The 11,783-nt window shown below is 69.8% G+C and carries 10 protein-coding genes; 7 read left to right on the top strand and 3 right to left on the bottom strand.

The genetic code is table 11. The annotated features are described in order from the left end of the window. The 3 genes from RIF93_RS13945 to RIF93_RS13935 all read left to right on the top strand — a co-directional run. Positions 1 to 1,477 (top strand): electron transfer flavoprotein-ubiquinone oxidoreductase (locus tag RIF93_RS13945; protein WP_309092057.1); only part of this gene is annotated, 1,477 nt, incomplete at its 5' end. A 75-nt stretch (positions 1,478 to 1,552) separates the two neighbouring features. Further along, positions 1,553 to 3,253 (top strand): tetratricopeptide repeat protein, encoded by a 1,701-nt coding sequence (locus RIF93_RS13940; protein WP_309092056.1) that lies wholly within the window; start codon positions 1,553 to 1,555, stop codon positions 3,251 to 3,253. Next, a complete protein-coding gene (locus RIF93_RS13935; RefSeq protein ID WP_309092055.1) occupies positions 3,250 to 4,128 on the top strand; it encodes a 4-(cytidine 5'-diphospho)-2-C-methyl-D-erythritol kinase in 879 nt (292 codons plus the stop codon). Before RIF93_RS13940 ends, RIF93_RS13935 begins: the two co-directional genes overlap by 4 nt. A 90-nt stretch (positions 4,129 to 4,218) precedes the next feature. Here RIF93_RS13935 and RIF93_RS13930 read toward each other — a convergent pair whose 3' ends face one another. Continuing rightward, the gene (locus RIF93_RS13930) at positions 4,219 to 5,751 is read right to left on the bottom strand and encodes an ammonium transporter (RefSeq protein WP_309092054.1); all 1,533 of its coding nucleotides are present in this window, start codon (positions 5,749 to 5,751) and stop codon (positions 4,219 to 4,221) included. 20 nt (positions 5,752 to 5,771) lie between these two features. Beyond that, a complete protein-coding gene (locus tag RIF93_RS13925) occupies positions 5,772 to 6,110 on the bottom strand; it encodes a P-II family nitrogen regulator (protein ID WP_293456860.1) in 339 nt (112 codons plus the stop codon). 408 nt (positions 6,111 to 6,518) lie between these two features. On the opposite strand from RIF93_RS13925, the gene RIF93_RS13920 reads away from it, so the two are divergent. Then, complete coding sequence (locus RIF93_RS13920; RefSeq protein WP_309092053.1) at positions 6,519 to 7,232, top strand: fasciclin domain-containing protein; 714 nt, start codon at positions 6,519 to 6,521, stop codon at positions 7,230 to 7,232. Positions 7,233 to 7,275: 43 nt separating this feature from the next. Here RIF93_RS13920 and RIF93_RS13915 read toward each other — a convergent pair whose 3' ends face one another. Further along, complete coding sequence (locus RIF93_RS13915; protein WP_309092052.1) at positions 7,276 to 7,719, bottom strand: hypothetical protein; 444 nt, start codon at positions 7,717 to 7,719, stop codon at positions 7,276 to 7,278. 117 nt (positions 7,720 to 7,836) lie between these two features. On the opposite strand from RIF93_RS13915, the gene RIF93_RS13910 reads away from it, so the two are divergent. From RIF93_RS13910 to RIF93_RS13900, 3 genes are all read left to right on the top strand, one after another. Continuing rightward, the gene (locus RIF93_RS13910; RefSeq protein WP_309092051.1) at positions 7,837 to 8,721 is read left to right on the top strand and encodes a glycine--tRNA ligase subunit alpha; all 885 of its coding nucleotides are present in this window, start codon (positions 7,837 to 7,839) and stop codon (positions 8,719 to 8,721) included. 3 nt (positions 8,722 to 8,724) lie between these two features. Then, positions 8,725 to 10,995 carry a glycine--tRNA ligase subunit beta gene (gene glyS, locus RIF93_RS13905; protein ID WP_309092050.1) on the top strand — a complete coding sequence of 757 codons (2,271 nt, stop codon included), beginning with the start codon at positions 8,725 to 8,727 and terminating at the stop codon, positions 10,993 to 10,995. A gap of 36 nt (positions 10,996 to 11,031) precedes the next feature. Next, a partial coding sequence (locus tag RIF93_RS13900; protein ID WP_309092049.1) for a PEP/pyruvate-binding domain-containing protein occupies positions 11,032 to 11,783 on the top strand: 752 nt, incomplete at its 3' end.

The following is an 11,783-nucleotide window of genomic DNA, read 5'->3' as shown; positions in this document are numbered from 1 at the left end:
GGGCATCAGCGAGCTGTTCCCGAACTGGAAGGAACTGGGCGCGCCGCTCGAGACGCCGGTCACCAAGGACAAGTTCACGCTGCTGGGGCCGCAGGGCAGCCTGGACCTGCCGATGTTCATGATGCCGCCGTTCATGAACAACCACGGCAACTATATCGCCAGCCTCGGCAACGTCTGCCGCTGGCTGGCGCAGCAGGCGGAAGGCCTGGGCGTCGAGGTCTATCCGGGCATGGCCGCTTCGGACCTGGTGTTCGGCCCGAACGGCGAGGTGAAGGGCGTGGTCGCCGGCGTGTTCGGCATGACCAAGGAGGGCCCGGGTCCCGACTACCAGCCCGGCGTCGAACTGCACGGCAAGTACGTGTTCATCGGCGAGGGCGTGCGCGGCTCGCTGGCCAAGGTGCTGAAGCACAAGTTCGGCCTGTGCAAGGACGCCAATCCCGAGAAGTACGGCATCGGCATCAAGGAGCTGTGGCAGGTTCCGGACGAGGTGTTCCAGCCGGGCCTGGCCGTCCACACCACGGGCTGGCCGCTGGACGACAAGACCGGCGGCGGCAGCTTCATGTACCACTTCGGGGACAACTATGTGGCCCTGGGCTACGTGGTGCACCTGAACTACCAGAATCCGTGGCTGTCGCCCTTCGACGAGTTCCAGCGCTGGAAGCATCACCCGGAGGTCGCCCAGTACCTGACGGGCGGCAAGCGGATCGCCTACGGCGCCCGCGCGATCAGCGAAGGCGGCCTGCAGTCGATTCCGCGCCTGCACTTCCCGGGCGGGGTCCTGCTGGGCGACAGCGCCGGCTTCGTGAACGTGCCGCGCATCAAGGGCAGCCACAACGCGATCAAGAGCGGCATCATGGCGGCCGAAGCGGCCGCCGCGGCGATCGCCGCCGGCCGCTCGGGCGACGAACTGGTCGAGTACAAGGAAGCCTTCGATCGGTCGTGGGTGAAGAAGGAACTGAGCATCGTCCGCAACGCCAAGCCGATGCTGTCGAAGTTCGGCACCAAGATCGGCGGCGCGGTCGGCATGTTCGACATGTGGACCACCCACCTGCTGGGCGGCTTCTCGTTCTTCGGCACGCTGAAGCACACCAAGGGCGACGCGGAATCCACCGCCGCGGCCAAGGACTTCAAGCCGATCGTCTATCCGAAGCCGGACGGGGTGCTGAGCTTCGACAAGCTTTCCAGCGTCTTCCTGTCCAACACCAACCACGACGAGAACCAGCCGGCGCACCTGAAGCTGCGCGACCCGTCGGTGCCGATCGCGGTGAACCTGCCGAAGTATGGCGAGCCGGCGCGGCTCTACTGCCCGGCCGGGGTGTACGAGGTGCTGTACGACGAGCAGGGGAACAACCCGAAGTTCCAGATCAACTTCCAGAACTGCGTCCACTGCAAGACGTGCGACATCAAGGACCCGTCGCAGAACATCGACTGGACCACGCCCCAGGGCGGCGACGGACCGAACTATCCGAACATGTAGCGGCCGGGCGGGTTTTGCCCGCCCGCGCGCCGGCCGCCCCTTGCGGCGGCCGGGCTGAGCGCCCAAGCTCGTACGATGCGTCTTCGCCTCCTCGCCTTCGTCGCCCCGCTCGCCCTGCTGGGCGCCTGCGCCTCCTCCGGCGGCGCCCCGCCTGAGCTGGACATCCCCGGCGCGCCCACGGCGGCGGCCGATACCGCCTATGGCATGTTCCTGGCCGGCAACGCCGCGCTGAACGAGGGCCGCAGCGACGAGGCCGCGCGGTTCCTGGAGCTCGCCCGCGCCCAGAGCGGCGACGAGGCCACCGTCGCCGAACGGGCCTTCACCGCCGCGCTCCTGGCGGGCGACGTGGACAAGGCGGCCGCGCTTGCGCCCGACGGCCCGACCGCGTCCGAGCCCGGCAAGCGCATGGGGCGGCTGGTGAAGGCGGTCGAGCTGATCGCCGACGGCAAGGGCAAGGCCGCGCAGGAGCAGCTGGCCGGCGACGCCATCGGCTTCCCCCACCGGTCGGCCGCCGCGCTGCTGGCGCCCTGGGCCGCGGCCCAGGCCGGTGACACCGAGGCCTCGCTGGTCCGCCCGCAGGTGCGCGGCGACACGACCGTCGATTACTTCGGCCAACTGGGACAGGCCTACCTCTACGAGCGCGCCAAGCGCTTCGATGAGGCCGAGACGGACTTCAAGGCGCTGATGGCCGGCGAGGCGCCGTCCGAACTGGTGGTGCTGGGCTACGGCGGATTCCTCGAGCGGCGCGGCCGCCGGGCCGACGCGGTGAAGCTGTACGACGCGGCCCTGGCGCGCAATCCGACCAGCATCGGCCTGAAGACCGCCCGGACGCGGGCCGCGGCGGGCAAGTCGGCGCCCCAGGCGCCGTCGGTGAAGGAAGGCGCGGCGCTGGCCATGCTGGCGCCGGCGGCCACCATGATCGCGGCCAAGCAGGGGCAGATCGGCCTAGCTTACCTGCGCCTGGCGCTCCGGCTGGACCCGCAGCGTAACGACGTCTGGCTGATGGTGGGCGACGTCCTGCAGAGCGCCGGCGACGCCGAGAACGCGCGGGCGGCCTATTCCAAGCCGAAGCCCGGCTCGCCCGAATACGGCGCCGCCCAGGCCAAGCTCGCCTGGAGCTACCAGCAGGACGGCCAGAAGGAGACGGCCCTGAAACTGGCCCGCGCAGCGGCGGCCACGGGCGATGCGGACGCGCGCCTCACCCTGTCGGACCTGCTGCGCGCCAACGAGCAGTACGAGGAATCCATCCAGATGCTGGGCCAGCTGATCGGCGAGTCGCCGACGCCGGACTGGCGGCTGTACTACGCGCGCGGCGCGGCGCTGAGCCAGTTGAACCGCTGGACCGAGGCCGAGGCCGACCTGCTGGCGGCGCTGAAACTGCGTCCCGAGGAGCCCGAGCTGCTGAACTTCCTGGGCTATTCCTGGATCGACCGCGGCGAGCGGTTGAAGGAGGCCATGGCCATGGTCGAGAAGGCCGTCGCGGCCAACCCGCGCTCGGGCGCCATGATCGACAGCCTGGGCTGGGCCTACTACCGGCTCGGCGACTACAAGACCGCCGTCGAGAAGCTGGAGCAGGCGGTCGAGCTCGAAGCCGGCGACCCCGAGATCAACAACCACCTGGGCGACGCCTACTGGATGGTCGGGCGCAAGGACGAGGCCGTCTTCCAGTGGCGGCGGGTGCTGACGCTCAACCCCGACGCCAAGATCAAGGGCGACGCCGAGCGGAAGCTGGCCTCGGGCCTGGGGCCGCAGGCGCCGAAGCTGGCGACCCAGTGACGACCACGCTGGCGCCGGCCAAGGTCAACCTGTTCCTGCACGTCGGCCCGCCGGACGCGACCGGCTACCACCCGCTCTGCAGCCTGATGGCCTTCGCCGATTTTGGCGACCGGCTGAGTCTGGCCGCAGCCGACGCGATGGACCTGGTGGTGGATGGCCCGTTCGCCCGCGGCTTGTCGGGCGAGGGCGACAACCTGGTGCTGAAGGCGGCGCGCGCGCTGATCGCTGAGGCGCGGCGGCCGGTCCCGCCCGTGGGCTTCCGGCTGGAGAAGCGGCTGCCGGTGGCGAGCGGCCTGGGGGGCGGGTCCAGCGATGCGGGCGCGGCGCTTCGGCTGATGCGCGACGAACTGGGACTGCCCGTCAGTGACGAGCGGCTGGAGGCGGTGGCCGCCAGCCTGGGCGCCGACGGGGCGGCGTGCCTCTGGGGCCGGCCGGTGATCGCCGAGGGTTACGGCGAGCGGCTGTCGCCCGCGCCCGAGCTGCCGGTGCTGGACGCGGTGCTGGTCAATCCGGGCGTGGCCGTCTCGACGCCCGAGGTGTATCGCCGGCTGGACGCGGACCGGGCGTTCGGCGCCGTCGAGCGGCCGCCGATGCCGGACCGGCTGGAGAGTTCTCAGGAGACGGCCGCCTGGCTGGCGGGCCTGCGCAACGACCTGGAAGACGCGGCGGTGGCCGTGGCCTCGGACGTCGGGACCGTGCTGGAGACCCTGCGCGGCGAGCCCGAGACCCTGCTGGCGCGGGTGTCCGGCTCAGGCGGGACCTGTTTTGCCCTGTGCGCCTCGGACATCGAGGCCGAGGGCCTGGCCGAGCGGCTGGAGGCGCTGGCGCCCAGCTGGTGGGTCCGCCGCTGCCGCCTGGGCGGCCCCTGGGCCTGAGCCCAAACGAAACGGGAGCCCCGGAGGGCTCCCGCGACACTCCCGATTGCCCGGGCGCGGCCGTAGCCGGGCCCGAGCTCTCCCCCGAGATCAGGAGTGGTAGGCGCGCTCCCCGTGCTCGACGATGTCCAGGCCTTCCTCTTCGGTGTCGGCCGAGACCCGCAGGCCCACGGTGAACTTGATCAGGGTGAACACGATCGCCGAGGCGACCGCCGACCAGACGATGGCCAGCGCCACGGCCTTGATCTGGGCCATGATCTGGACGCCCGCGTCATAGCCGACCGCGCCGTTGGTGAAGTCGACGACGCCCGCGCCGCCCAGCGCCGGGTTCACGAGGACGCCGGTCGCGATGGCGCCCACGATGCCGCCCACCGCATGGATGCCGAAGGCGTCCAGGCTGTCGTCGTACTTGAGCGCGTTCTTGATGGCCGAGCAGAAGATGACGCAGATCGGCGAGACGATCAGGCCCAGCACGATCGAGCCGACAGGGCCCGCAAAGCCGGCGGCTGGCGTCACCGCCACCAGGCCGGCGACGAGACCCGAGGCCAGGCCCAGCATCGAGGCCTTCTTCCGCGTCACCCACTCGGTGACGGCCCAGGAGAAGCCGGCCGCGGCGGTGGCCAGCAGGGTGTTGACCATCGCCAGGCCTGCGTAGCCGTTGGCTTCCAGGTTCGAGCCGGCGTTGAAGCCGAACCAGCCCACCCACAGGAGGCCGGCGCCCACCAGCGTCAGCGTCAGCGAGTGCGGCGGCATCGGCTCGGAGCGGTAGCCCTTGCGCGGCCCCAGGATCAGGGCGCCCACCAGCGCGGCGATCCCGGCGTTGATGTGCACCACCGTGCCGCCCGCGAAGTCCAGCGCGCCGAAGGCCCAGATCTGGCCGGCGCCGGCCACGAGGTCGTCCGCCGTCTGGCCGAAGGCCGAGGTCGCCCCGGCCCACCACCAGGTCATGTGCGCCATCGGATAGTAGGACAGCAGCGGCCAGAGGATCGCGAACACCACCACCGCGGCGAACTTCATCCGCTCGGCTACGCCGCCCAGCACGAGGGCGGCGGTGATGCAGGCGAAGGTCATCTGGAAGCAGACGAAGACGATCTCGGGGATCACCACGTCGCGCGAGAAGGTCTCGACGTTGGTGAAGGCCCCGTCGGCGCCATAGACGGCGCCGTTCAGGAACAGCTTGCCGAAGCCGCCCACGAACTTGTTGACGCCGCCGCCGTCGGTGAAGGCCAGGCTGTAGCCCCAGAAGGCCCAGGCCATCATGCCGATGACGGTGACGATCGACACCTGCATCAGCATCGAGAGCATGTTCTTCTGGCGGACCAGGCCGCCGTAGAAGAGGGCGAGCCCCGGCAGGATCATCAGCAGCACCAGGACGGTGGAGACGAGCATCCAGGTCGTGTCGCCCTTGTCCGGCGCAGGCGCCGCGGCGGTCTCGGCCGGGGCTTCGGCGGGCGCGGCCTCGGCAGCGGGCGCCGCAGCGGCCTCGGGCGCCGGCGCAACCTCGGCGGGCGCGGCGGCGGGCGCCGCCTCCTGCGCCAGGGCAGGGGCGGCCGCCAGCGGCGCGGCTGCGATCAGGGCGGCGAGCGCGAGCCCGGCCAGCCTGTGCGTTCCCAGGAATTTCATGAGCTTGTCCCCTTGTCTCATTAGAGCGCGGCCGCGCCGGTCTCGCCCGTCCGGATGCGAACCGCCTCCGAGACGTCGAGGACGAAGATCTTGCCGTCGCCGATCTTGCCGGTGGCGGCGGCGGCCTTGATGGCCTCCACGGCCTTGCCGGCCGCGGCGTCGTCGACCACGGCCTCGAGCTTCACCTTGGGCAGGAAGTTGATCTGGTACTCGGCCCCCCGATAGATCTCGGTCTGACCCTTCTGCCGGCCGTAGCCCTTGACCTCCGAAACCGTCAGCCCCTCGACGCCGGCCGCGACCAGCGCTTCGCGCACGTCGTCCAGCTTGAAGGGTTTGACGATCGCCATGATGAGTTTCATCCGCTCGCTCCCGCGTCCGGCCCTCGTGGGCGGGCCTGCCCCCGTTGTTCGTTCGAGACCGCCGCGGACGTCGAAACCCCCTGCGCAGCGGTCGGCCCGACGCTAGGGCCAGGCCGGTCGGGCGCGGACAGCGGGGGGACGGATCGGGGAAAGAACGCCGCTTGCGCCTGTTTGCTGGGCGCCGCCCTGGGCCGGCGCCGCGGATTTGGGCAGATCACGGGCTCGAGCGTCATGGAGCTTTGCCTTGACAGCACGCTGACGCGTCGGATTTGCGTGAGGCCCGGCCGCGGGCGTCACGAGCCCGTGAAGGCCGGAAACTCGCCCCATTGCCGTGCGTAGTGGGAACGAGTTCGCCCGCTTACAGCGGAGCTCTCGGGCCACCCGCATTATTGAGATGAGGATTACAGTATGTCGCTGAACCGCCTGCTTTCCGCCGCCGCCGTCGCCGCCCTGATCGCGTCGCCCGCCCTGGCCCAGACGACCGCGACCGCCAAGACCGAAGCGCAGGCGAAGGCCGCCACCGGCAAGCCGACGTCGGACGCGCCTGCGAAGACGCAACCGCAGGGTACGGCTCGCGCCGTGGCCGAAGCCACGCCGGCCACCGGCGCCGCGGCGCCCGCCTCGACGAGCGCTGTCCAGGTGGCTCCCAAGGGGGACCTGATCGACACGCTCAAGGCGGCCGGGCAGTTCAACACCTTCATCAAGGGCGCCGACGCCACGAACCTCACCGGCCTGCTGAAGTCCAACAAGAACCTGACGGTCTTCGCGCCCACCGACGCGGCCTTCCAGGCGCTGCCGGCGGCCGAGCTGCAGAAGCTGCAGACCGACAAGGCCGCGATGCAGAAGTTCATCCTGCACCACGTGATCAACGCGCCGGTCGACTCGACCAAGATCAAGGGCGCGCGCGGCCCGGTCCCCTCGGGCGCCGGCGACCAGATCCTGCTGGACGGCAGCGACGAGGCGGCCCTGAAGGCGGACGGCGCCACCATCGTGCAGTCGGACATCCGCACCGGCAGCGGCTTGCTGCACGTCGTCGACCGGGTGCTGACGCCCGGCGCGGGCGAGGCGTCGGGAGCCACCGCTGGTCAGGCTCAGGGAACCAATTCGGGGTCTCAGCAGTAAAGCTTCTGCCAACACCGGGGTGGGGCGACGGACGTCCAGGCAATCAGGAGTTCTGACCTATGACCCTCAAGATCCTCGCCACCGCAGCGGCGGCCTCGGCCCTCATGGCCGGCGCCGCCATGGCCCAGTCCACCTCGTCCGCGACGCCGGACCAGCAGACGACGACCAGCCCGTCGACGCCCACGAGCGACACCTCGACGAGCACCGGTTCGACGACGGGTTCGACGACCGGTTCGACCGTGGGCTCGACCAGCACGTCGACCGACGCCGGCGCCTCGTCGTCGACCTCGGTCTCGGGCACGACCGCCTCGACGGACACCAGCGCTTCGACCGGCGCCACGGCCACGTCGGCTACGAGCTTCGGCCAGGGCGCCAGTGTCACGACGACGATGGTCACCAACGGCCCGGTGCCGGACACCCCGGAGAATCGCCGCAAGTACGGCCAGCCGATGTCGCGGGCCGGCAAGATGACGGCCGCCCGGGGCAACTAGGCTTCCGAACGACCCGCGCCCCCGAAAACCACGCGGGGCGCGGCTTGAAGCCGAGGTCGGCGGGCCCTATGGTCCGCCGACTTTTTTTGCGCCTGCGAACAAGCCCATTTTTCATGTCTGACGCGCCGCTTTCGTTTCAGGGCCTGATCCTGAAACTGCACGACTATTGGAGCCGTCAGGGCTGCATGATCCTGCAGCCCTATGACGTGGAAGTCGGCGCGGGCACGCTCTCGCCGATGACGGTGATCCGCACCCTGGGCCCCAAGCCGTGGAAGGTGGCCTATGTGCAGCCCTCGCGGCGGCCCGCCGACGGGCGTTATGGCGAGAACCCGAACCGGCTGCACCAGCATCACCAATACCAGGTGATCCTGAAGCCGAACCCGCCGAACCTGCAGGAGCTGTACCTCGGCTCGCTGGAAGCGATCGGCATCGACCCGCTGCTGCACGACATCCGCTTCGTGGAGGACGACTGGGAGAACCCGACCGTCGGCGCCTGGGGCCTGGGCTGGGAAGTCTGGTGCGACGGGATGGAGATCACCCAGTACACCTACTTCCAGCAAGTAGGCGGCCTGGACGTGTTCCCGGTGGCCGGCGAGCTGACCTACGGCCTGGAGCGCCTGTCGCTGTACCTGCAGAACAAGGAAAGCGTGTACGACCTGCAGTTCAACGACGAGTTCAAGTACGGCGACGTCTATCTCGCCAACGAGCAGCAGTTCTCGGCCTTCGAACTGGAAGTCGCCAACGTCGAGGTCCTGAAGAAGCAGTTCGAGGAAATGGAGACCGAGGTCCGGCGGATCGTCGGCTCGAAGGGCCGCCAGGGCCAGCCGCTGGTGCTGCCCGCCTACGACCATGTGCTGAAGGCCAGCCACCTGTTCAACATCATGGACGCCCGCGGCGCGATCGCCGTGGCCGAGCGGCAGAGTTACATCGGCCGCATCCGGGACCTGTGCAAACTGTGCGCCGAAGCCTGGGTCGAGAGCCAAGGGGCGAACGTCTAAGCCATGCCCCAACTCCTGCTTGAACTGCTCTCGGAAGAGATCCCCGCGCGCATGCAGGCTGCCGCCGCGCGCGACCTGGAGCGCATGGCGCGCGAGAAGCTGGCGGCCGAGGGGCTGATCCCCGAGGCGCTGAAGACCTTCGCCGGCGCGCGGCGCCTGACGCTGGTGGCCGAGGGCCTGCCGCCGGCGCAGAAGGACCGCCACGAGGAGCTGAAGGGCCCCAAGGTGGGTGCGCCGCCCCAGGCGCTTGAAGGCTTCCTGCGCAAGACCGGACTGACCCAGGACCAGCTGACCGAGCGCGACGGCGTCTACTTCGCCCACGTGCACAAGCCCGGCCGCCCCACGCCCGAGATCGTGGCCGAGATGGTCGAGGCGATCCTGCGGACCTTCCCGTGGCCGAAGTCGATGGTCTCTGGGACGAGCAAGCTGCGCTGGGTGCGGCCGCTGCGGCGCATCCTGTGCGTCTTCGACGGCCAGGTCGTGCCGTTCAACGTCGAGGGCATCGAGAGCGGCGACCTGACCGAGGGTCACCGCTTCATGAGCGACGGCAAGCCGTTCGCCGTGAAGGACTTCGACGGCTACGCCAAGGGGCTCGCCGACCGCCACGTCGTGCTCGACGTCGAGGAGCGGAAGGAGAAGATCCTCGAGACGGCCAAGACGGCCTGTTTCGCGCGCAACCTCGAACTCGTCGAGGACGCCGGCCTGCTGGACGAGGTGGCGGGCCTGGTCGAGTGGCCCGTGCCGGTGCTCGGCGACATGGACCCGGCCTTCCTGGATCTGCCGCCCGAGGTGATCCGCACCTCCATGCGGGTGCACCAGCGCTACTTCGCCGTGCGCGACCCACGGACCGGCAAGCTCGCGCCGCATTTCCTGACGGTGGCCAACATCCAGGCCAAGGACGGCGGCGAGATCATCGCCAGGGGCAACGCCAAGGTGCTCTCGGCCCGCCTGTCGGACGCCAGGTTCTTCTGGAACGAGGACCGCAAGACGAAGCTGCAAGACCGCCTGGAGAAACTGAAGGGCGTCACCTTCCACGCCAAGCTCGGCGCCATGTACGAGCGCGTCGAGCGGATCGAGATGATGACGGCGGCGCTCGCGCCGCGGGTGGGCGCAGACATCGGCAAGGCTAAGCTCGCCGCGCGCCTGGCCAAGGCCGACCTGGTCTCGGGCGTTGTCGGCGAGTTCCCCGAGCTGCAGGGGGTCATGGGCGGCTACTACGCCGAGGCCGAGGGGCTATCCCCGCTGGTCGCCGAGGCGATCCGCGACCACTACAAGCCGGTGGGCGCCAGCGACGAGGTTCCGGACCGCCCGGTCACGATGGCCGTGGCGCTGGCCGACAAGCTGGACACGCTGACGGCCTTCTTCGCCATCGGCGAGAAGCCTACGGGTTCGCGCGATCCGTTCGCCCTGCGGCGTGCGGCGCTGGGCGTCATCCGGATCGTGCTGGGTTCGGAGTTGCGCGTGCCGCTGCGCCAAGCGGTCGCCGACTGGTACGGGTCGCTGCGCTGCTTCGTGGATCCGGGCCGGGCGCTGTGGGTCTCCACGCCCAAGCTGACCGCTCACCTGGGCGCCCGCGGGCGGCAGAAGAGCCAGGAGTTCGACACCTACCTGCGCGAGTTCGACGAGGCGCTGCTGGAAGGGCGCGCGCAGGTCGTCGCCATGGATCAGGAGGTCGACCTGGTCTTCGACCGTCTGGAACGCGAGAAGCCGAAGGGCGAGGTCCTGTTCGAGTTCCGGCCCTACCACGAGGTGGCCGACGAGATCGTGGCGTTCTTCGCCGACCGGCTGGAGGTGTGGCTGCGGGATCGGGGCCAGCGGCACGACCTGGTGGCGGCGGTGTTCGCCCTGGGCGACGACGACCTGGTCCGCGTGGTGGCGCGCGTGAATGCGCTGGACGCCTTCCTCAAGACCGAGGACGGGGCGAACCTGCTGGCCGGCTACAAGCGTGCCGTAAACATCCTCAAGGCCGAGGAGAAGAAGGGCGCTCTGCCGACCGGCGAGCCTGCCCGTATGTCGTCCAGCCCGGCCGAGGAGGCCGCCCTGGTCGCCGCCGTTGAGGCGTTGGACGGAAAGCTGGACAGCCTGATCGACGCCGAGGACTTCGGCGGCGCGATGGCCGAGCTCTCGAAGCTGCGCGGGCCGGTCGATGCGTTCTTCGACAAGGTCCTCGTGAACTCGGACGATCCGGCGGAACGGGACAACCGGTTGCGCCTTCTTGCCAAGGTTCGCGACGCCATGGGGCGCGTGGCGGACTTCTCGCAGGTTACAGGCTGATTTCCCCGGCGGTCGCCGGGCTGGTGGAGGTGAAGGATGATGGCCGACACGATGGTGAAGACGCGGTGGGTCTATGCCTTCGGCGGCGGCGGGGCGGACGGCGACGCCTCGATGAAGAACCTGCTGGGGGGCAAGGGCGCCAACCTGGCCGAGATGTCGTCCCTGGGCCTTCCGGTGCCTCCCGGCTTCACCATCACCACCGAGGCCTGCGTCCACTACTACGCCAACGAGCGGCAGTACCCGGCCGACCTGAAGGAACAGGTGGCCGCCGGCCTGAAGAAGGTCGAGGAGCTGACCGGCAAGGCCTTCGGCGACGCCGGCAACCCGCTGCTGGTCTCGGTGCGCTCGGGCGCGCGGGCCTCGATGCCCGGCATGATGGACACGGTCCTCAACCTCGGCCTGAACGACGAGACGGTGGAGGGGCTGGCCAAGCTCTCCGGCGACCGGCGCTTCGCCTTCGACAGCTATCGCCGTTTCATCCAGATGTACTCGAACGTGGTGCTGGGCCTGGACCACCACATGTTCGAAGAGATCCTCGACGAGCATAAGGACCGGCTGGACGCCCGCGTCGACACCGACCTGACCGCCGAGGACTGGGAATCGGTCGTCGCCGACTACAAGCGCGCCGTGGAAGGCGACCTCGGCCAGCCGTTCCCGCAGGATCCGCACGCCCAGCTGTGGGGCGCCATCGGCGCGGTCTTCGCCAGCTGGATGAACGACCGGGCCAAGTTCTACCGCCGCATGCACGACATCCCGGAGAGCTGGGGCATAAAAAAATGGTATGCAGG

The organism is Phenylobacterium sp. (assembly GCF_031181185.1).
Lineage (GTDB): Bacteria > Pseudomonadota > Alphaproteobacteria > Caulobacterales > Caulobacteraceae > Phenylobacterium.
This window is presented reverse-complemented; position numbering and strand designations above follow the sequence as displayed.